Origin of the sequence: Methylobacterium sp. C1 (genome assembly GCF_001854385.1) — a bacterium.
In the GTDB taxonomy this organism is placed as follows: Bacteria; Pseudomonadota; Alphaproteobacteria; order Rhizobiales; family Beijerinckiaceae; genus Methylobacterium; species Methylobacterium radiotolerans.
In genome coordinates this window covers 4901235-4921236 of sequence record NZ_CP017640.1, presented here as the reverse complement: position 1 = coordinate 4921236, position 20002 = coordinate 4901235, and the positions used below count along the sequence as shown (strand labels likewise).

At 72.8% G+C, this 20002-nt stretch carries 17 protein-coding genes; 7 read left to right on the top strand and 10 right to left on the bottom strand.

The features are described 5' to 3' along the window. Positions 1-61: 61 nt before the first annotated feature. From BKE41_RS22780 to purQ, 5 genes are all read left to right on the top strand, one after another. Complete coding sequence (locus tag BKE41_RS22780) at positions 62-1453, top strand: ActS/PrrB/RegB family redox-sensitive histidine kinase (RefSeq protein ID WP_012321284.1); 1392 nt, start codon at positions 62-64, stop codon at positions 1451-1453. Positions 1454-1499: 46 nt separating this feature from the next. Next, on the top strand, positions 1500-2099 hold the full coding sequence (locus tag BKE41_RS22775; RefSeq protein WP_029358650.1) for an ActR/PrrA/RegA family redox response regulator transcription factor: 600 nt from the start codon (positions 1500-1502) through the stop codon (positions 2097-2099). Positions 2100-2213: 114 nt separating this feature from the next. After that, positions 2214-2453, top strand: coding sequence for a hypothetical protein (locus BKE41_RS22770; RefSeq protein ID WP_012321282.1), 240 nt, complete (start codon positions 2214-2216; stop codon positions 2451-2453). Between the two features lie 177 nt (positions 2454-2630). Further along, the gene (gene purS, locus BKE41_RS22765; RefSeq protein ID WP_071000142.1) at positions 2631-2870 is read left to right on the top strand and encodes a phosphoribosylformylglycinamidine synthase subunit PurS; all 240 of its coding nucleotides are present in this window, start codon (positions 2631-2633) and stop codon (positions 2868-2870) included. Continuing rightward, a complete protein-coding gene (gene purQ, locus BKE41_RS22760) occupies positions 2870-3550 on the top strand; it encodes a phosphoribosylformylglycinamidine synthase subunit PurQ (protein WP_012321280.1) in 681 nt (226 codons plus the stop codon). Before purS ends, purQ begins: the two co-directional genes overlap by 1 nt. 471 nt (positions 3551-4021) lie before the next feature. On the opposite strand, the gene BKE41_RS22755 is transcribed toward purQ, so the two are convergent. The 5 genes from BKE41_RS22755 to BKE41_RS22735 form a co-directional block, all read right to left on the bottom strand. After that, entirely contained in the window at positions 4022-6454 is a 2433-nt protein-coding gene (locus BKE41_RS22755) for a penicillin-binding protein 1A (protein ID WP_071000141.1), read from the bottom strand. A 170-nt stretch (positions 6455-6624) separates the two neighbouring features. After that, the gene (locus BKE41_RS22750) at positions 6625-7884 is read right to left on the bottom strand and encodes an N-acetylmuramoyl-L-alanine amidase (RefSeq protein WP_058607190.1); all 1260 of its coding nucleotides are present in this window, start codon (positions 7882-7884) and stop codon (positions 6625-6627) included. A 136-nt stretch (positions 7885-8020) separates the two neighbouring features. Further along, positions 8021-8584, bottom strand: a complete 564-nt coding sequence (locus BKE41_RS22745; RefSeq protein ID WP_071000140.1) for a hypothetical protein — start codon at positions 8582-8584, stop codon at positions 8021-8023. A 193-nt stretch (positions 8585-8777) separates the two neighbouring features. Further along, positions 8778-9134: a phasin gene (locus BKE41_RS22740; RefSeq protein ID WP_012321276.1), complete on the bottom strand. Its 357-nt coding sequence runs from the start codon at positions 9132-9134 to the stop codon at positions 8778-8780. Positions 9135-9473: 339 nt separating this feature from the next. Continuing rightward, a complete protein-coding gene (locus tag BKE41_RS22735; protein ID WP_071000139.1) occupies positions 9474-10736 on the bottom strand; it encodes a glycosyltransferase in 1263 nt (420 codons plus the stop codon). A gap of 123 nt (positions 10737-10859) precedes the next feature. Between BKE41_RS22735 and BKE41_RS22730 the strand changes: the two genes are divergently transcribed. Both BKE41_RS22730 and BKE41_RS31745 read left to right on the top strand, forming a co-directional pair. Then, entirely contained in the window at positions 10860-12125 is a 1266-nt protein-coding gene (locus BKE41_RS22730; RefSeq protein WP_024828832.1) for a glycosyltransferase family 4 protein, read from the top strand. Between the two features lie 114 nt (positions 12126-12239). Beyond that, a complete protein-coding gene (locus tag BKE41_RS31745) occupies positions 12240-12416 on the top strand; it encodes a hypothetical protein (RefSeq protein ID WP_012321273.1) in 177 nt (58 codons plus the stop codon). A 30-nt stretch (positions 12417-12446) separates the two neighbouring features. Here BKE41_RS31745 and BKE41_RS22725 read toward each other — a convergent pair whose 3' ends face one another. The 5 genes from BKE41_RS22725 to BKE41_RS22705 all read right to left on the bottom strand — a co-directional run bounded on the left by BKE41_RS22725 (position 12447) and on the right by BKE41_RS22705 (position 19842). Continuing rightward, positions 12447-14936, bottom strand: coding sequence for an EAL domain-containing protein (locus tag BKE41_RS22725; RefSeq protein ID WP_024828833.1), 2490 nt, complete (start codon positions 14934-14936; stop codon positions 12447-12449). Positions 14937-15030: 94 nt separating this feature from the next. Further along, positions 15031-16713 carry an acyl-CoA dehydrogenase family protein gene (locus BKE41_RS22720; protein ID WP_029358655.1) on the bottom strand — a complete coding sequence of 561 codons (1683 nt, stop codon included), beginning with the start codon at positions 16711-16713 and terminating at the stop codon, positions 15031-15033. 232 nt (positions 16714-16945) lie between these two features. Next, entirely contained in the window at positions 16946-17152 is a 207-nt protein-coding gene (locus tag BKE41_RS22715; RefSeq protein ID WP_012321270.1) for a hypothetical protein, read from the bottom strand. A gap of 117 nt (positions 17153-17269) precedes the next feature. After that, a complete protein-coding gene (locus BKE41_RS22710; RefSeq protein WP_012321269.1) occupies positions 17270-18820 on the bottom strand; it encodes an FAD-dependent oxidoreductase in 1551 nt (516 codons plus the stop codon). Positions 18821-18933: 113 nt separating this feature from the next. Next, a complete protein-coding gene (locus BKE41_RS22705) occupies positions 18934-19842 on the bottom strand; it encodes a DMT family transporter (RefSeq protein WP_012321268.1) in 909 nt (302 codons plus the stop codon). Between the last annotated feature and the right edge of the window lie 160 nt (positions 19843-20002).

Sequence of the window (20002 nt, the reverse complement as noted above, 5' to 3'; positions counted from 1 at the left end):
CGAAGGGAGTCCGCGGGACGCCGCTCCGGCGGCGCCCGTCCGGCGACGCACGATACAGTCTATGCCCGATACCGATCTCAGCGGCCTCGGTCGCGACGCGCGACACCTGCGGCTCGACACCTTCGTCCGCCTGCGCTGGCTCGCCATCACGGGCCAGAGCGCGGCGGTCGTCGGGGCGCAGTTCGGCCTCGGCCTGCCGCTGCCCTTCGGCTGGTGCTTCCTGGTGATCGCCACCTCGTCCTGGCTGAACCTCGCCCTGCGGATCCGCTTCCCGGCGAGCTACCGGCTCAGCGACGATTCCGCGGCGCTGCTCCTCGCCTTCGACATCGTGCAGCTCGCGGCCCTGCTGTTCCTCACGGGCGGGCTCCAGAACCCGTTCTCGCTGCTGTTCCTCGCCCCCGTGCTGATCTCCGCCACCGCCCTGCCGCCCGAGCGGACGCTGGCGCTCGGCCTCCTGGCGGTGGGCCTCGCGACCCTGCTCGCGCTGGTGCACCGGCCCCTGCCCTGGTTCGCGGACGGTCGGATCGAGCTGCCGTTCCTGTACGTCTCCGGCGTCTGGACCGCGATCCTGCTCGGCACCGCCTTCACAGGCGTCTACGCGTGGCGGGTGGCCGAGGAGACCCGGCTCCTCGCCCAGGCGCTCGCCGCCACCGAGCTGGTGCTCGCCCGCGAGCAGCACCTGTCGCAGCTCGACGGGCTCGCGGCCGCGGCTGCCCACGAATTGGGCACACCGCTGGGCACGATCATGGTTGTGACCAAGGAGCTGATCCGCCAGCTCGGCCCCACCGCCTCGCCGGCGGTGGCGGAGGATCTCAACCTGCTGCGCGAGCAGGTCGACCGCTGCCGCGGCATCCTCGGCAAGCTGACCTCCCTCGACGGGGACGGGGCGGGGGCCGGCTTCCTGGAGACGGTGACGTTCAGCCACCTCGTGGAGGAGCTGGTGGCGCCGCAGCGGGCACTCGGCGCCGCCCTCGCCGTCACCAGCACCGGCGAGGGGCCGGAGCCCGCCTGCCGGCGCAACCCGGGCGTCATGTTCGGGCTCGCCAACATCCTCGACAACGCCGTCGACTTCGCCGAGGCCGGCGTCACCGTGGAGGGGCGCTGGACCCCCGACCGCGTCTGGATCGAGATCCGCGACGACGGGCCGGGCTTCTCCAGCGAGGTGCTGCTGCGGGCGGGCGAGCCCTACGTCACCACCCGCAGCCACGACCGGCCGCAATCCGGCGGGACCGTGGGGGCCGGGCTCGGCCTCGGGCTGTTCATCGCCAAGACCCTGATCGAGCGCTCGGGGGCGCAGCTCGCCCTCATGAACGTCGCGGCGCCGGACGCCCACGGGGCGATCGTGCGCGTCTCCTGGGCCCGCCACATCTTCGAGCGCGGCGCCGCGCCGCGACATTCTCCGGAACTCAGTATCCGCGCCCCCCTGCCACCGCGCGACGCCGTACCTATATGAAGGACAGACCAAGAACCCGACGACGAAAACCCGAAAGGAGTGCCGGATGCTCACGCAGCCCGGGGCCTCGGCGGCGACAGACCCCGCCGTGATCAACGATGCCGATCCACTGGCCGCCTTCTCCGACCGCAGCCTGCTGATCGTCGACGACGACAAGCCCTTCCAGACCCGCCTCGCCCGCGCCATGGAGAGCCGCGGCTATCACGTGCAGGTGGCCGACAGCGTCGCGGACGGCGTCTCCGCCGTCGAGGCGCGCGCGCCCGCGTTCGCGGTGATCGACATGCGCCTCGGCGACGGCAACGGCCTCGACGTGATCGCCCGCCTCAAGGAGCGCCGCCCCGAGGCCCGGGGCGTGATCCTCACCGGCTACGGCAACATCGCCACGGCGGTGACCGCGGTGAAGCTCGGCGCCTTCGACTACCTCGCCAAGCCGGCCGACGCCGACGAGATCCACGGCACGCTGATGGCGCAGCCGGGCGAGCGGGCCGACCCGCCCGAGAACCCGATGTCGGCCGACCGGGTCCGCTGGGAGCACATCCAGCGCGTCTACGAGCTGTGCAGCCGCAACGTCAGCGAGACCGCCCGGCGCCTCAACATGCACCGGCGGACCCTGCAGCGGATCCTGGCCAAGCGCGCGCCGCGCTGAGGCCGGACCGCTCCGGCGCCGCCCGGTCGGTTGCATCGCCCCGCCTCTGTGGGCTAGCTGCGCGGGTCCCGGACGGTTCGTCCGGGGCCCGAAATCTTTTCGAGGGCGGATCTCGTGAACGGGCGCAACGCCATCACCATCATCAGCATGATGGTCCTCGTCGGCACCGAGGTGTTCGCCGTGGCCATCGCGGCGGGCTGGGCCATCGCGGGCATCTTCGATCTCGGCGACCGGGTCGGGCACGTCCTGATGGGCCTGTTCAGCCTGTTCGCGGCCTGGATCATGCTCCAGCTCTGGCGCCGGGCGACCAGCATCGAGCCCCTGCGGGGCCCGGCCCCGGCTGCGCATCGCTGAACGAGCGCGCGTGGGCGGGTTCTTCATTCAAGTTGTATCGAACAGCGGAATGATCCCTATGCGTGCGGCGTGTTCGACAGTGCGCCGGCCTTCCTGCTAGAAGCGACCGGCGACGGTCTGTGTGATGTTGTCGCAGGTCACACCCCCGTCCCGGACACGCGTGAGACCCGAAGATCCATGAAAGCCCGTATCATCGTCACCCTGAAGACCGGTGTGCTGGACCCGCAGGGCAAGGCGATCGAGGCCGCCCTCCGATCCCTCAGCATCGAGGGCGTCGACGGCGTCCGGCAGGGCAAGGTCTTCGACATCGAGGTGTCGGCGGTCGACAGCGCCGTCGCTGAGGCGACCCTGCGCGCGGCCTGCGAGAAGCTCCTGGCCAACACCGTCGTCGAGAACTACGCGATCGAGATCCTCTGATGCACGCCGCGGTCGTCGTCTTCCCGGGTTCCAACCGCGAGTCGGACGTCGTCCGGGCCCTGCGGCGCTCCGGCGCGCAGGTGAGCCTCGTGTGGCACGCGGACCACGCGCTCCCCGCCGGCACCGACCTCGCCGTCCTGCCCGGCGGCTTCTCGTACGGCGACTATCTGCGCTGCGGCGCCATCGCCGGACGCGCCGCCGCCATGGACGCGGTGCGGGCCCACGCCGCCCGCGGCGGCCTCGTGCTCGGCATCTGCAACGGCTTCCAGATCCTGTGCGAATCGGGGCTCCTGCCGGGCGTTCTGATGCGCAACATCGACCGGCGCTTCATCTGCCATCGGCAGACGCTCCGGGTCGAGCGCACCGACACCCGCTTCACCAGCGCCTACCGGCAGGGTCAGGTCATCGACGTCTGCGTGGCCCACGGCGAAGGCAACTACTTCGCCGATCCCGAGACCCTGGCGCGGATCGAGGGCGAGGGCCGGGTCGCCTTCCGCTACTGCGACGCGACCGGCGCGATCACCGTGGAGGCCAACCGCAACGGCTCCCTCAACGCCATCGCGGGCGTCCTGTCGGAGACCGGGAACGTCCTCGGGATGATGCCGCACCCGGAGAACTTCGTCGAGGACCTGATCGGCGGGACCGACGGGCGCGGTCTGTTCGACAGTCTGGCGGCCTGAGATCGCCGGGCGAGAACCTGCCTTAACTCCGCATTAAGGTTTTCGAGGCATAAACAGGCATCCAGTGATCTGGATGTCGAGTTGGACATATCCGTCCGCTCTGTTTTGATGCCTCCCTGATGACTCCTCGAGCCGCTCCGTCCGGGGCGGCTTTTTTCTGTGCGCTCGCCGCCGCGCCGGCTGGCCGGGCCGCGCGGAAGCGGCCCGCACGGGCCGGGCAGCCGCGCCGCCTGACCCCTTCGGGGCCCCCTGCGCGGTCCCGGACGGCGCCGGTTGCCGATCGCGGGGCGTTGCCCGGCGATGACGTGTCGAGCGCGCCGTTGCCCCGGATCTGGGACGCCGCCCTCGCGGCCGTCCCCGCATGAGACGCGCGTCCGCTCCGGATCCACAACGCGAGAGCCCAGGCCGGGCGGACCCGACCTGGGCTGAGTGCGACCTCGGCTGAATGCGGGCTGGGCGGGGCGAGCCGCCTCAGTACAGCCCGCCGGCCTGCGCGGCCCGGTCGGGATCGGGCGCGACCGCCGCGGGGGCGGCCGCCTGGCCGCCGCCCGAGGAGGACGGCGCCGAGTAGGAATCCGGCGGCGCGGTGCCGGGCTTGAACGCCTCCAGGATCGTCCCGGCGCCCTCCCCCGAACCGGCGCGGGTGCCGCTCGCGAGGTTGATGCGGATCAGCTTGATCCCCGGCGGCACGCGGAACGGCGTCGGCGGCTTGTCCTTGAGGGCCGTCTTCAGGAACTCCAGGGCGATCGGCGCGGCCAAGCCGCCGCCGGTGGCGCGGTCGCCCAGCGACCGGGGCTTGTCGAAGCCGATATAGATGCCGACCGCCAGATCCGGCGAGAAGCCCACGAACCACGCGTCCTTGGCGTCGTTCGTCGTGCCGGTCTTGCCGGCCAGCGGCTTGCCGATCTGCTTCAGGATCGTGGCGGTGCCGCGCTGGACCACGCCCTCCATGATCGAGACCATCTGGTAGGCGGTCAGCGGGTCGAGCACCTGCTCGGAATCGTCCACCAGCTTCGGCTCGTCCTGGCCCGACCACTTCTCGGCGTCGCAGCCGATGCACTTGCGGTTGTCGTGCCGGTAGATCGTCTCGCCGATGCGGTCCTGGATCCGGTCGATCAGGGTCGGCCGGATGCGCCGGCCGCCGTTGGCGAGCATCGAGTAGGCGGTGACCATGCGCATCACCGTGGTCTCACCCGCGCCGAGCGACATGGGCAGCACCGGCAGCATGTCGTCGTAGACGCCGAAGCGGCGTGCGTACTCGGCGATGAGCGGCATGCCGACATCCTTGGCGAGCCGGACCGTCATCAGGTTCTTCGAGTGCTCGATGCCGTAGCGCAGGGTGTGCGGGCCGCCCGACTTGCCGTCGTAGTTCGAGGGCGTCCAGGCCTCCTGGCCGGGACCGGCCTCGATGGTGATCGGGGTGTCCTGGATGATCGAGGCGGGCGTGTAGCCGTTGTCGAGGGCTGCCGAGTAGACGATCGGCTTGAACGAGGAGCCGGGCTGGCGCATCGCCTGGGTGGCGCGGTTGAACTCGGACTCGTCGTACGAGAAACCGCCGACCATCGCGTGCACGCGGCCCGTATTCGGGTCCATGGCCACGATGGCGCCGGAGACCTCGGGCTTCTGGCGCAGGCGGAACTGGCCGCGGCCGCCGTCCATCGCCTCGACGTAGACCATGTCGCCGGGCTGGAGATTGGCGCGGCCGGCCCAGCGCATGCCCTCGGGGGTGATCACGCCGGTCTCGCGGTCCTTGCCGACCTGGCCGGAGGCCTCGCGCCGGGGCTGCAGGCCGATCTGCACGCCGCCGCCGCCGTTGCCCAGCACCACGGCGAGCCGCCAGGGGGCCACGTCGCCGAGCGCCGGAACCTCGGCCGCCGCCATGCCCCAGTCGCGCCCGGTCAGGTCGACCTTGGTGACCGGACCGCGCCAGCCATGGGCCTGGTCGTAGCGCACGAGGCCGTCGACCAGAGCCTTGCGGGCCCAGGCCTGCATCTTCGGGTCGAGGGTCGTGCGCACCGAGAGGCCGCCCTCGTAGAGCTTCTTCTCGCCGTAGCGCTCGGAGATCTCGCGGCGGACCTCCTCGGTGAAGTAGTTGGCGTTGGCGGCGTTCGGGAAGGCGACGCGCGGGTTGACGCCGAGCGGCATCTTCTTGGCGGAATCCGCCTCCTCCCGGGTGATGTAGCCGTTCTCCGCCATCAGGCGGATGATCTCGTTGCGGCGGTCGAGGGCCGCCTGGGTCTTGCGGTAGGGGTGGTAGTTGTTCGGCCCCTTCGGCAGGGCGGCGAGGTAGGCCGCCTCGTTGATGGTCAGCTCGTGGACCGACTTGCCGAAATAGTCGAGCGCGGCGGCCGCGACGCCGTGCAGGTTGCGGCCGGGCACGATCGTGCCGAGGAAGATCTCGTTGAGGTAGAGCTCGAGGATCTTGTCCTTCGAGTAGGCCGCCTCGATCCGGAGCGCCAGCAGCGCCTCCTTGATCTTGCGGTCGTAGGTCTGCTCGGAGGAGAGCAGGAAGTTCTTGGCGACCTGCTGGGTGATGGTCGAGGCGCCCTGCCGCTTGCCCGACTTGGCGTTGGTCAGGAAGGCGCGCACGATCCCCTCGGGGTCGATGCCGCCGTGCTTGTAGAAGTTCTTGTCCTCGGCCGACAGGAAGGCCGCCACGACGATCTTCGGCATCGCCTGGATCGGCAGGTACAGCCGGCGCTCGCGGGCGTACTCGGCCAGCAGGGAGCCGTCCGCCGCGTGGACGCGGGTCATCACCGGCGGCTCGTAATTCGCGAGGGCGGCGTGGTCGGGCAGGTCCTGGCTGTACTTCCAGTAGAAGTAGCCGCCCACCGCCGCGCCGACCACGAACAGCACCGCGGCGGCGCTGAACAGGATCCCAAAGAAACGGAGGATCAGACGCATCCGGTGTTCCGCTCGTCGCTGGCCCGGCCGAATGCCGGAATCGGCTCATCCGGCGCGTGCACCCCGCGCGCTGCGCGGCCGGCCCCCGGACGGTCCCGTGAGACCCCCTCGGAATGCCGGTTTCGGCGGCCGTGCGACGGGGCGTCGGACGTCCCGTATCGACACTCTATCTATGGTGAAACTGGGGCGGCGGCCGCCGCGCGGCGCGTCGGGGCCGGCCGGCCGAGCGTGGCGCGGTTGGTGAAGAACTGGTCGATCGCCTTGGCCATGGAGCCGGTGACGTCGGCCCGCCACTCCGGCGATTGCAGCATCTCCAGGTCGCGCTTGCTGGAGAGGTAGCCGAGTTCCACGAGCACGCTCGGCACGTCGGGGGAGCGCAGCACCACGAAGCGCGCCTCCCGGTGGGGCTTGGCGCTCATCTTCATCACGGGGGCGAGCTGGCCCATCAGCGTGCGGGCGAAGCCCGACGAGAAGCCCCGCGTCTCGCGCAGGGTCAGCTCCTGCAGGATGTCGGCGATGTCCGGCGGCGCCTCGGCGGCGTCGACGCCCGCGGCGGAATCGGCCCGGTTCTCGCGCTCGGCGAGCTTGGCGGATTCGGCGTCCGTGGCCTTCTCGGAATTGGTGTAGATCGTGGCGCCGCTCACCTGGGGCGCCGCCGAGATCGAGTCCGCGTGGATCGACACGAACAGGTCGGCCCTGGCGTCGCGGGCGAGGCGCACCCGCTCGGCCAGGGGCACGAACACGTCGCGGTCGCGGGTCATCCGGACCCGGTAGCGGCCGCCCGCCTCCAGCTTCGCCACGAGGGCCTGGGCGAAGCCGAACACGATGTCCTTCTCGAACACGCCGCCCACCGCGATGGCGCCGGGATCGGTGCCGCCGTGGCCGGCATCGACCATGATCAGCGGCCGCTGGTCGGCGGGCTCCGGCGGCGCGGCGCGGGCCTGGGCGGGGGCGGGATCGGCGGTAGCGGCGGCCTTGCGGAACGCGTCGCGGTCGGCGCGCTGCAGCGGGATCGTGAGCAGAACCGCGCCGTCGCGCGGCCGCGTCGCGGTCTCGATCTTCCCGACGGTGGCGGGCGCGGTGAGGTCGATCACGATGCGGGACCGCCCGGGCGCGAACAGGCCGTAGCGGAAGCTCTGCACGAGGCCGTCGCGGCGGCTGCCGGTCCCAGAATCGAGCTGGAAATTGACCTCGGGCAGGTCGATCACCGCCCGGTCGGGCCGCTCCATCACGAAGCCGCGGGCCTCCACGGCCCGGGACAGCGTCAGGGTGAGGCGCGTGGTGCCGGCCTGACTCGCGAGGTCGGCCCCGATGGCGACGGCCGGCTTCTCGCCGGTCTGCGCGGCGACCGGCGCCCCCGCCAGCGCCGGCAGGAGCGCGACGGCGAGGCGGAGCCATGCGGAACGGATCAGGCGCGCGCAGTTCGGCATCGGTCCGGTGTCGTCTCCCGTGCCCTCCGTTAAGGCATGGGACCGACTTGGTTAACGGGGGGTTGCCGTCGCCGGTTCGATCCGGCCGGCCTTGTGGCCGGGATGCGACAAGTCCGGGCCTCCCGCGCGCGGCGCCTCAGCGGTACGCGACGACCCGGCTCGCCTGCCCGACCACCGTGACCCAGCAGGTCAGGGACGCGTCGGCGGCCCGCTGGACCTCGCCGACCTGCAGGCGGATGAGGTCGGCCGGCGTGCGGGCGCCCGAGAGCGCTCGCAGATGCGCGACGGCCGCCTCGCCCTCGCCGCGCACGTAGCGGGCGATGATCGAGCCGATCTCGGCGACGTCGAGGCGGTCGGGGGTGAAGACGATGCGGTTCGCGGCCGCGGCGCGGCCCGGACCCGCGGCGGTCACCGGCGGGAGGGCGACGTCGATCGCGGCCTCGGTCACCGGGTCGGACGAGGCTCCCACCGTGCCGTCGGGCGCAGTCTCGCCCGCGATGTCGGACCCCGCGTCAGGCGTCACCTCGGGCGTCACCTCGGCCGGCGGCGCGGCGGCCTCGACGGGCCGGTCGGTCGCCGGGTCGGGCTGATCCGCCGCGACCGGGGCGTCGGCGGCCTGGATCTCGGGGGCGGCCGACGCGTCCTGCAACGGCTGGGGCGTCCCGGCGGGACGGCTCCTCGGTCGACGCGGCTTTCCCATCGCGCGATCTCCTCCTGTCGGCGTCAGCCCGTCCCGACGGACCGGCGGCCGGAGGTCGTGCGCGGCCGGCTCGCCGGCGGTGTCGGCGCCGGGCCCGTGACGCCCGGGCGTCAGAGCGGGGGATCCGGCGGCCCTCGGGTGGCCCACCGGATCCCGATCCTCGAGCCCCGATCGCGGATCGGGGCGGCCGGCCTCAGCGGGCGGCGGCGTTCTGCGCGAGGGCGCCGTAATCCTTCGCCTGGGCCTGGAGAGCGGCGAACTGGCTGCGGACGAACTCGGACTGGAGCTCGAACGCCTCGCGGAGGTCCTTCGTGCGCACCAGCTTCTGGGCGAAGTCGAAGGTCGCGTTGGCGTTGGTCTGGGCGTGATCGAACCCCTTCGCGACCGCGGCGCTGAGGGTCGACTGGAAGGTCTGGCCCGAGGCCTGGACCTGCTCGGCGGCCTTCACGGCGTTCGCCATCATGGTGCCGACGGCGGTCCGGGCCTGATCGACGCTCTTCTCCGCGAAGTCGCGCATCTCGGTCGGGATCTCGAAGTTCGGGGTCTGCATCGATGTCTCCAGCATCATCCTTGGAGCGGGACGCCGCATGCGTCCGCGTTGACGCACCTCTATATGTTGCACTGCAACAAGAAGTCAAGTGCAGGTTTGGGGCGCGCCCGCGGGACCGGAAGCCCGATAAAATGCCGATTCGATGATCTCACGAAGTCGTCCGATCGTGGGCTCGGTCCGACAGCAGGTTGCGACCAAGCTGTGCCATTTACACAGTCAGCTAAGATTGCTGATCGCGGCGGCGACCCGCTTCGCAAAAAACTATCTCGCTGTCCAGGGCGGTGCGAACGGATCGTGAATTCTTCTGGTATGCCAAATATCCCGCACGCGCCAGGACCGTTATTCCAGGGCCAGCGCCGCGGGATGCTGCATCGCACCAGCCGCCGATTCGATCAGACGGGCGTAGAGCCCGCGGAGCGCCGCCGTGTGCGCGCCCAGGTCCATCGGCGCCGCTCGGGCGAGCCGGGCCGCCTCGGCTCCGAGCGCGTCCGCCAGGGCGTGGTCGCGGAGCGCCGTGAACGCCTCGGCGAGGGGCACGATCTCCGGCGCGACCACGAATCCGGTCCGGCCGTGCCGGACCTTCTCGGCGGCGCCGGAGCGGTCGGAGGCCACGACCGGGATGCCGGCCGCCAGCGCCTCGTAGACGGTGAGCGGCCCGGTCTCGTACCAGCGGGACGGCGCGGCGAGCGCCCGGGCGCGGGCCCGGAGCGTCGCCCAGACCGCTTCGGGCCGCTGCCATCCGATCACCTCCACGCCGTCCCGGGCGCGCAGCTCCGCCTCCAGGGGCCCGGCGCCGATGAACAGGGCCGGGAGCCCGGCGGCCCGGGCGGCGTCGGCCACGAGGTCGGCGCCCTTCTCGCGGGTGAGGCGACCCACGTAGGCGATCGCGTCGCCGCGGGCGGGCTCGGCCGTCGGGCCTTCGGGAAGCCGGACCGGATTGTCGACCCGGTGATGCGTCAGGGCGTAGCCGCCGAGGAGGGCGCCCAGCCGCTGCCGGCTGGCGTCGCAGACATGGACGACGTGGAGCGGGCGGTGCCGGCCCGCCCGGCCGACGGCCCGCCGCAGCGTCGCGGCGCGGGCGACGCGCACGGCCTTGTGCACCCGGCTGCGCGGGTCGCAGGGCGCCGCGAGGCACGCGGCCGACAGGGGCGCGAGCCCGCAGGGCTCGGCCCGGTCGAAGCGGTAGTAGACGCCGTTCGGGCAGGCCAGGGCGTAGTCGTGCAGCGTGACGACCAGCGGCACCCCGGTCCCCGACAGGACCGGGAAGATCGCCGGCGACAGGGTCCGGGTCCACTGATGCAGGTGGACGCAGTCCGGCGGCGCGGCGAGGCCGGCGAGGGCCGCGGCGAGGCGGCGGGCGGCGGCCGCGTGCCAGATCCCGGCAGCGGCGGCCCGCGCGGCGCCGAGCGACCAGATGTCGGGCAGGCCGAGCTCGATCCGGCGAATGCCGGCGTGGTCGAGGAGCGGGTCGACGGGACCGGGGATCGCCTGGATGTAGGTGACGGCGAGGCCGGCCTCGGCGAGGCCGCGGGCCGATTCCAGCGCCACCTTCTCGGCGCCGCCGCTGGCGGCCGCGAACTCGGCCAGGATCACGACGTGCATGGTGACCCTCCCGGGGATCGATCGGTCGCGCGCGCCGGGAGGATGGAGCAGACCGGTTTACGAGCGATCAACCGCGGCCGGATACAGGTGTCGGTCCCGGTTCGCAGCGGCGGAAGTCCTGACGTGCACGTCGTCCTCGTCGCAGACCACGCCGCGATCAACGGCGGCCAGGCCAAGGTCGCCATCGAATCCGCCCTGGGCCTCGCCGCCCGGGGGATCCGCGTCAGCCTGTTCGCCGCGGTCGGCCCGGTCGATCCGCGGCTGGAGCCGGCCGGCGTGCGGGTGGTCTGCCTGGATCAGGACGACGTGACCACGGCGCGCAGCAAGCTCGCCTTCGCGGCCCAGGCGATCTGGAACGGGCCGGCCTGCCGCGCCCTGGCGGCGGAACTCGCCGCCTGCGATCCCCGCGACACGCTGGTCCACGTCCACGCCTTCGCCAAGGCGCTGTCGCCGTCGATCGGCGCGGCGCTCCGGGCCTCCGGGCTGCCCTGCCTCTACACGATGCACGAGTTCTTCCTCGTCTGCCCGACCGGCGGCTTCTACGCCTACCCGGCGCAGCGGATCTGCCACCGCACCCCGATGTCGCCCGCCTGCATCGTGGCGAATTGCGACGCGCGCAGCTACCCGCGCAAGGTGGCCCGGATGGTCCGCCACGCCGGCCTCGCCCACGTGGCCCGGCTGCCGGAGCTGTTCGCCCACGTCGTCACGATCAGCGACCTGCAGGAGAGCGTCGTGCGGCCGCTCCTGCCCGGCGGCACCGCCTTCCACCGGGTCGACAACCCCATCGCGGTGGCGCGGGCGCCGGTCCACGACGGCCCGCCGGGCGACTTCCTGTTCGTCGGGCGGATCTCCACCGAGAAGGGCGCGCCGATCTTCGCCGAGGCGGCCCGGCGGGCGGGGGTGCGGGCGGCCTTCGTGGGCGACGGCCCCGAGCGGGCCGAGCTCGCCGCGCGCTATCCCGAGGCGGCGATGCTCGGCTGGCGCGACGCCGCGGCCGTGCAGGCGCTGATGCGGCGGACCCGGGCGCTGGTCTTCCCGAGCGTCTGGTACGAGGGCCAGCCGCTCACCGTCTACGAGGCGCTGGCCTGCGGCGCGCCGGTGATCGTGAGCGACGCCTGCGCGGGCCGCGAGGCGGTGGCCGACGGCGAGACCGGGTTCTGGTTCCGCTCGGGCGACCCGGACGATCTCGCCGCGCATCTGCGCCGCCTGACCGACGACGGCCTCGCGGCCCGGATGGGCCGGGCCGCCCACGAGCGCTACTGGGCCGCGCCCCTGACCCTGGACGCCCATCTCGACCGGCTCGAGGCCGTCTACGGGACGGTGCTGCGCGAGGCCGCCGCCCGCGCGCGGGCCCACGGCCCGCTCGGGCGGCCGCTCGCGACCGCCTGACTTCCCGACCCGCCAGATCGACGCGCGTCCCCGAAAGATCGGAAACACCCGCCCTTCCTCGCGTTGATGCGCACCGGCACCCTTGCGTGCCCCCGTCACGGACGAGCGAGCGACATGGCCGAGACCCACAAGCCGAACGAGACCAAGCCGGGCTTCCAGCAGGGCAGCGCCAAGCCGGGCGACGCCAAGAACCCCGACAACAAGCAGGAGAAGCTGAACGAGCGCCTGGACGACGCCCTGGAGGAGACCTTCCCGTCGAGCGACCCGGTCTCGGTGAAGATCACCAAGTAGGCCCGCGGAACCGGCGCGGGCCGGGCGGCGTCAGGCCGCCCGGTCGTCCGGGACCGTCGCCCGCGCGCGGTCGATCAGGCGGCGGGCCTCGGGGCCCGGGACCGCGCGGCTGAACAGGAAGCCCTGCACCTCGTCGTAGCCCTCCGCGCGGAGCATCGCGAGCTGCTCGGGGGTCTCGACGCCCTCGGCGGTGGTGGCGATGCCGAGGCTGGTGCCCAGGCTCGCCACCGCCCGCACGATCGCCGTGCAGTGGGTGTTCTCGCCGACCTGGCTCACGAAGGAGCGGTCGAGCTTGATCTTGTCGAACGGGAAGCTGCGCAGGTAGCTCAGGCTCGAATAGCCGGTCCCGAAATCGTCCATCGCGATCCGGATCCCCATGGCCCGCAACTCGTGCAGGGTCGCGAGATTGGCGGCGCTGTCGGCGAGGAGGACCGATTCGGTGATCTCCAGCTCCAGGCGCCGCGGGTCGAGCCCCGTGACGGCGAGCGCGCCCCGCACGGTCTCGACCAAGCTGCGGTTGCGGAACTGGATCGGCGACAGGTTCACGGCGAGCCGGATCGTCTCCGGCCACGCCGTCGCCTCGGCGAAGGCGGTCTGCATCACCCAGGCGCCGATCGGCACGATCAGGCCGGTCTCCTCGGCGAGCGGCACGAACTCGGCCGGCGAGACCGGGCCGTGCTCCGGGTGGTGCCAGCGCAGCAGCGCCTCGAAGGCCAGGATCCGGTCAGAGCGGGCATCCATCAGCGGCTGGTAGACCAGCGAGAACTGGCCGCGGGCGAAGGCCTCGCGCAGCTCGTTCTCGCGCCGCCGCCGCGCCTGCACCCAGGCATCCATCTCCGGCTCGAAGCACCGGAAGGTGCTGCCGCCCTCGGCCTTCGCCCGGTACAGGGCGAGGTCGGCGTTCTTCATCAGCGTCTCGGGATCGGTGCCGTCCCGGGGCAGGCAGGCGACGCCGATGCTGGTGCCGATGTGGCAATCCTGGCCCTCCAGGCGGAAGGGCCGGCCGAGCTCGGCGATCACCCGGGCGATCAGCCCGTCGGCCAGCGCCGGGAGATCCATCCCGCGCACCAGGATGGCGAACTCGTCGCCGCCGAGCCGGGCCACGAGGTCGTCCTTGCGCAGGCAGCCGGCGATCCGCTCGGCCGCCTCGCGCAGCAGCGCGTCGCCGACCGGGTGGCCCAGCGTGTCGTTGACGATCTTGAACTTGTCGAGGTCGAGGCAGAGCAGCACCGCCTCCTCGCCGTCCCGGGCGTGGCGGGCGATCGCCTCGCCGAGGCGGTCCCGGAACAGCACGCGGTTCGGCAGCCCGGTGAGGGCGTCGTGGTGGGCCATGTGGGCGATGCGGGCCTCGGCCCGGCGCCGCTCGGTCATGTCGATGGCGGCCTCGAGCACGGCCTGCCGCCCCTCGAACGGCATCGCCCTCTGGAACAGGGAGACCTCGATCGCCGAGCCGTCGGCGCGACGGTGGAGCGAGCCGGCGGCGGGCAGGCCGAGCTCGGTCGCCTCCTCGGCCGCGATGGCGAGGTCGGCCGGCGCCCGGCTCAGGAACTGCTCGCGGCTGTAGCCGTAATGGGCGACGGCGGCGTCGTTCACCGCCAGGAAGCGGTCGCGCGCGTCGGCCACCACCCACATCGGCACCGGGTTGTTCTCGAACAGGAGCCGGAACGAGGCCTCCCGGGCCTTGATGTCGCCGACATCCGTCATGGTGACCGAGAGAAGATCGCCGACGCAGCCCGCCTCGACCTTGAGGTAGAGCGTGCCGCCGTCGGACCGGGGGCGGCTCAGCTCGAAGGCCGAGCGCCCGCCCCGCTCGACCATGGCGGCGAGCGTCGCGATCGTCCGCGCGGTGATCGCCCCGGGGAAGAGCTGGCCCACGCGCTGCCATTGCAGGGCGGCGGCGGGGCGCTCCAGCAGGCGCTCGGCGCCGCGGTTGAGGGCGACGATCTTGAAATCGATCGGGCGGCCCGCGGCGTCCCGGATCGTGCTGAGGGCCAGGATGCCCTGGTCGGTGGCGGTGAACATCGCCTGGACCAGCTCGGTCCGCACGCTCGCCCCGTCGAACCCGATCAGCACGAACGGCTCGCCCCAGCGGTTGCCCAGGGGCACGCCGACCAGGCGGGTCGAGGTCACGACCCCGGCGGCGAGGCGATCGCACCGGCCGTAGGCCGGCTGGCCGGACGCGAGGGCGGACGCGACCATCTCGTCGACGGGCTCGCGCAGCTCGATCGCGAGCGCGTCGACCGGGAGGGTCTCGGCCGACGGCCCCTCCGCGCCTTCGGCACCCTGCGCGAGCCAGGCGCCGAAGGCCTGGCCCGCCCAGAGGATCCGGGCGGCGCGCCCGGCGCGGGTCGTCACCAGGGCGGCCCGGTCGGCGAGGCGGCCGAGGCTCCCGAGAACGACGGCCTCGTAGGACGGGATCGGCGCCCCCGGCGTCCGGCAATCCTGCCAGTGCCGGAGGAGGTTCTTGCCTGTCTGACCGTCGTCGTGCTGCGCGCTCACCGAGCCGCCCCAGTTGTTCACCGGGGGCCAGGAAGCGGGGACTTCGTTTAAGCCGGGTTCATGAGCCGACTTATAATCCCATGTTACGTACTATTCCCCAGTTTTAGCCGAGTCTTCAGGCGGATTCGAGCAGCCGGCGGGCGATCACCTGGGCCTGGATCTCCGCGGCGCCCTCGAAGATCGAGAGGATGCGCGCGTCGCACAGGATCCGGCTGACCGGGTACTCGAGCGCGAAGCCGTTGCCGCCGTGGATCTGGAGGGCGTTGTCGGCCGCCGCCCAGGCGACGCGGGCGCCGAGCAGCTTCGCCATCCCGGCCTCCAGGTCGCAGCGCTTGCCCTCGTCCTTCTCGCGGGCCGAGAAGTAGGTGAGCTGGCGGGCGATGTTGATCTCCACCGCCATCATGGCGAGCTTGTCGGCCACCCGCGGGAAATTCACCAGCGCCTTGCCGAACTGGACCCGCTCCTCGGCGTAGCGCAGGCCGACATCGAGGGCCGACTGGGCGACGCCGATGGCGCGCGCTGCGGTCTGGATGCGGGCCGACTCGAAGGTCTGCATCAGCTGGGCGAAGCCCTTGCCCTCGACCTCGCCCAGCAGGTTGCCGCCCGGCACCGCGAAGCCCTCGAAGGCGAGCTCGTACTCCTTCATGCCGCGGTAGCCGAGCACCTCGATCTCGCCGCCCGACAGGCCCTGGACCGGGAACGGGTCCTCGTCGGTGCCGCGCGGCTTCTCGGCGATCAGCATGGAGAGGCCCTTGTGGCCCTTCTCCTCGGGCTTGGTGCGGACGAGCACCGTCATGATGTCGGCGCGGACCGGGTGGGTGATCCAGGTCTTGTTGCCGGTGATCTTCCAGACGTCGCCCTCCTTCACCGCGCGGGTGCGCAGGCTCGCGAGGTCGGAGCCGGTATTGGGCTCGGTGAAGACGGCCGTCGGAAGAATGTCGCCGCTGGCGATCTTCGGCAGGAAGCGCTGCTTCTGCTCCTCGGTGCCGCCGCACAGGATCAGCTCCGCGGCGATCTCCGAGCGGGTGCCGAGCGAGCCGACGCCGATATAGGCCCGGGACAGTTCCTCCGAGACCACGCACATGGCGGTCTTCGGCAGGCCCATGCCGCCGTACTCCTCGGGAATCGTCAGGCCGAAGACGCCGAGCTCGGCCATCTTCTGCACGATCTCCATCGGGATGTAGGCGTTCTTCAGGTGCCACTCGTGCGCCTGATCGACCACCTCGGCCTTGCCGAAGCGGCGCATCTCGGAGCGGATCGCCTCCATGTCCTCGTCGAGGCCCGAAGCGCCGACGGTCGCCGAGCCGCCGCCGTCGCGCATCAGCGCCACCAGGGCGGCGCGGTTCTCGGGGGTGTTGCCCTCGGCGATCAGGGTCTCGACCGCGTCCGTGCGGTACTGGGCCACCTCCTTGGCGGAGAGGCCGAGCGACCCGGTCAGGCGGACCATCTCGCCCTGACTCATCGGGATGCCGGAGAAGAGCTGGTCGAGATACTCGCCGGCGCCGATCCGGACGAGGAGCGCCTCGATCTCGCCGAACCGGCCCTCGGCCTGGAGTCGCTCGGCGTAGCCGCCGAGCTCGCTCACCGCCTCCGCGTAGGTCGCGAGCCAGGCGAGCCCGTGGGCGGCGTGCTGCTGGCCCTCGAGCTTGGCCGCGTCGATCCGCCCGTCCGTCCCGAGGATCCGCGTGCGGACCCGGCGCGTGGCCTCGGCGGCCAGCGCTTTCGCGCTCTCACCGGCGGCCTTGGTCAGGGACACGAGATCCTGCGGCTCGGTCTGGATGGCGGGGGATGCGGACATGGTTTTCTGCTCGCGTGGCGTCTTCTTGGATCGGGTCTTTTAACCTGTCGCGGTCCGGAGCCGAAGCAGATTTCGTTTGGCTCGTCTTGAACTCAAGTTGAATACCGGGGCTGGCGGGCCGACGCGCGGCCGCGCGAAGTCAAGGCCGGACCGGCGCGCCGACGCGCGACGGCCCGGACACTGATGATCGTGCCTCCAGCCCGCCGAAAGCTGTTCGCGAGACGGCGTCGGCTCAGCGCCTCTGCTCGCACCGGGTCTTCAGGTAGGACCCGTCCTCGCCCTTGAAGCCGGCATTGGCCGCCAGGACCGGCCCCTGGACGAGGCATTCCTGGAGCGTGTGGGCCGGGCCGGTGACCACGTCGATGGCGGTCTCGCGCGAGCAGTCCGGCGCCTGGACGGAGGCGGCGCAGATGAGGGCGACGACGATGATCTGGTTCATGGGGCCTCCCGGCGGGCCCGGCTCTCGAGACGGCGGGCGTCTACCGAAAGAGGGACCGCCGGACCTGGTTCCACCGGCCCGGCCGCGCTGATGTCGCGCTGCTGTCGCGCCGCGGCATCACACCAGGGCGGCGAGATCGGCGCCGGCCTCGATCTGGTCGGGGCCGGGCACGCGGCCCTCGCCCAGCAGGTGGAGGAACGCCGTGAAGGCCGGGTTGCGGCCGATGCTGCAGGCCGCCACCGCGCGGTTCTCGCGGACGTAGTAGGCGATGAAGTCGAGCGCCGCCGGGTCGCCCTGCAGGATGATCCGCTCGAAATCCGGCGCGTAGCCGCCGTAATCCAGGCGCTTGTCGCCCTGGTTGCTCCAGAAGAACGGCGCGCCCGCGAAGACGCCGGTGGCGCCGAGCATCGCCCGGGCGACGTGCGTGCCGTGCTGCTGCGCCAGCCGCCAGTGCTCGATCCGCGCCGTGATGCCGCTGGCGCGCTCCGGGAAGGACGCGATGTCGCCCGCGACCCAGACATTGTCGGCGAGCCTCAGGTCGGCGCCGACCGGGAGGCCGCCGGCCTCGTCCGGCTCCACCCCGGCGACGATCCCGGTCTCCGGCGCGGCGCCGGCGCCGATCAGCACGAGGTCGGCCGGGAGCCGCGCGCCGTCCTCGGTCTCGACGGCCTCGACCGACCCGGTTCCGGCGATCCGCGCGACCGTGCCGGTCACGAAGGTCACGCCGTTGCCGGCGTGGTAGCGCTTCAGCGCCGCGCCCACGGCCTCGCCGAAGCGCTTGGCGAAGGGGATCTCCTCCCGGGACAGGACCGTCACCGACAGGCCGCGCTTGGTCAGGAAGGCCGCCGCCTCCAGGCCGATGAAGCCCGCGCCGATCACCACGACGCGCGTCGCCCGCTCCGCCGCGGCGCTGAGCCGCACCGCGTCGTCGAGGCTGCGCAGGGTCATCACGCCGTCGCGGTCCTTTCCCTCGAGATCCGGCACCACGGCGCGGCTGCCGGTGGCGATCAGCAGCGCGTCGCCGGTGAGCGTGCGCCCGTCCGCCAGCGCGACGCTGCGGCCGGCCGGATCGACCCGCGTCGCCTCGGCCACGACCCGCTCGACGCGGTGGGCGGCCGCGAAGTCCGGCTCCAGCAGAGTCTTCTCCGCGGGCGTCGGCTTGGCCAGGAACTGCTTGGACAGCTTGGTCCGGTCGTAGGGCGGGTGGCCCTCGCGGCCGACCATCGTGATGGTCCCCGCGAACCCGTCGCGCCGGAGGGTGGTGATGCAGGCCACGGCCGCCGCGCCGGTGCCGACGATCAGGACCGTCCCGACCGGGGCCTCGGCCCGCCGCGCCGGGACCGGCTCGGGGGTCAGCGTCGCCACCGCCTCGCCGCCCTCGATCCGGACGGGATAGCGGGTGAGCGCCTCGAGTGCCGGCGGCTCCTCCAGGCCGCCGTCGGCGACCGCGAAGGCCGCCTTGTGCCAGGGGCAGTAGAGCCGGCCGCCGCAGATCTCGCCCTTGGCCAGCGGCGCCCCGAGATGCGGGCACTTCGCCTGGAACGCGCGCACGCCGTCGGCGTCGCGCACGAACAGCACCGCGTCGTCGCCGGCCTTGCCCTCGGCCTTGCCGCCGAGGGGGATCGCGTCGAGGGCGAGGCGAACCTCGCGGGGCTTGTCCTGGTTCATCCTCGCCTCGCGCGGTGCCGGCCCGGGCCGAGCCGGCCCGCGCGCACCAAACCGCGAGGGCGCGAAGGGTTTCCGCGCCTTCCGTCGCAGGGGCGGCGGCCTCAGCGGCGGCCTCAGCCGCGACTCGCCACCGCCACGCCGAGGGCGGCGAGCGCCATGCCGGCGCCCTGCACCGGGGTCAGAACCTCGCCGAACAGCAGGTAGCCGAGCACGGCCGCGACCGGCGGCACGAGGAAGAACAGGGCGGCGACGCCCGCCACCGCCCCCCGCCGGATCAGCACCAGCAGCAGCAGGATCCCCGCGACCGAGTTGACCAGGACCGCCCAGCCGAGGCCGAGCCACAGGGCCGGCGCCGGGTCGAACGCGGTGCCGCCGAAGGCGAGCGCCAGCGGGATGGCGCAGGCCATGCCGCCGACGAACTGGAGGGTCGCGCCGGCCAGGAGATCGACCCGGCCGCCGGTGCGCTTCTGCCAGAGCGTGCCGAGGGTCAGCGCCAGCACCCCCAGGAGGCTGACGGCCAGCGCCGCCGGCGGGATCCCGGACGGGTCCGTGGCGCCGAGCTTCGGGGCGAGCACGAGGCCCGTGCCGACGAAGCCCATGAGGATCCCGAGCGCGCGCCGGCCGCTGACCCGCTCGCCCAGCAGCGGCTGCGCCAGGAGCGCGGTGAGCAGCGGCTGGAGGCTGCCGACGAGGGCCGCGATGCCGGCCGGCAGCCCGTGGCTCACCGCCCAGAAGACGCCCGACAGGTAGACCCCCTGCATCAGGAAGCCCGCGATGACCGGGTCGCGCCATCCTGCCCGGTCCCCCGGCCAGCGCACCCGGGCGGCCGCGGCGATCAGCGCCAACACCAGGGCGACGGCGGTGAAGCGGACGGCCGTGAAGGCGAGCGGATCGACGTGCGGCACCACCGCCCGGGCCGAGATGAAGCCCGTGGCCCAGATCGGGATGAACAGCGCCGGAAGGGCGCCGGACGCGAGCGTCGACGGGCGTGGGAGCATCGGCATGGCCGCCGGACGGAGCATGCCGGCGCGCCTGGCGCAACGGTGATCTCTCCGGCCGGGCGAGGCGCGGCTATGGCGCGGCTATGGCGCGGGCAGGGCGCGGCCACGGCCGGCGCCGGCGTGGCGCGGACGCGTCACCGGCCGCCGATCGGGACCGGAGCGGGCCGGCGGCGTTGACGCG

Coding starts and splice junctions, on each gene's coding strand:
- BKE41_RS22780 (WP_012321284.1), top strand. CDS start 62: ATGCCCGATACCGATCTCAGCGGCCTCGGTCGCGACGCGCGACACCTG.
- BKE41_RS22775 (WP_029358650.1), top strand. CDS start 1,500: ATGCTCACGCAGCCCGGGGCCTCGGCGGCGACAGACCCCGCCGTGATC.
- purS (WP_071000142.1), top strand. CDS start 2,631: ATGAAAGCCCGTATCATCGTCACCCTGAAGACCGGTGTGCTGGACCCG.
- purQ (WP_012321280.1), top strand. CDS start 2,870: ATGCACGCCGCGGTCGTCGTCTTCCCGGGTTCCAACCGCGAGTCGGAC.
- BKE41_RS22755 (WP_071000141.1), bottom strand. CDS start 6,454: ATGCGTCTGATCCTCCGTTTCTTTGGGATCCTGTTCAGCGCCGCCGCG.
- BKE41_RS22750 (WP_058607190.1), bottom strand. CDS start 7,884: ATGCCGAACTGCGCGCGCCTGATCCGTTCCGCATGGCTCCGCCTCGCC.
- BKE41_RS22745 (WP_071000140.1), bottom strand. CDS start 8,584: ATGGGAAAGCCGCGTCGACCGAGGAGCCGTCCCGCCGGGACGCCCCAG.
- BKE41_RS22740 (WP_012321276.1), bottom strand. CDS start 9,134: ATGCAGACCCCGAACTTCGAGATCCCGACCGAGATGCGCGACTTCGCG.
- BKE41_RS22735 (WP_071000139.1), bottom strand. CDS start 10,736: ATGCACGTCGTGATCCTGGCCGAGTTCGCGGCCGCCAGCGGCGGCGCC.
- BKE41_RS31745 (WP_012321273.1), top strand. CDS start 12,240: ATGGCCGAGACCCACAAGCCGAACGAGACCAAGCCGGGCTTCCAGCAG.
- BKE41_RS22720 (WP_029358655.1), bottom strand. CDS start 16,713: ATGTCCGCATCCCCCGCCATCCAGACCGAGCCGCAGGATCTCGTGTCC.
- BKE41_RS22715 (WP_012321270.1), bottom strand. CDS start 17,152: ATGAACCAGATCATCGTCGTCGCCCTCATCTGCGCCGCCTCCGTCCAG.
- BKE41_RS22710 (WP_012321269.1), bottom strand. CDS start 18,820: ATGAACCAGGACAAGCCCCGCGAGGTTCGCCTCGCCCTCGACGCGATC.
- BKE41_RS22705 (WP_012321268.1), bottom strand. CDS start 19,842: ATGCTCCGTCCGGCGGCCATGCCGATGCTCCCACGCCCGTCGACGCTC.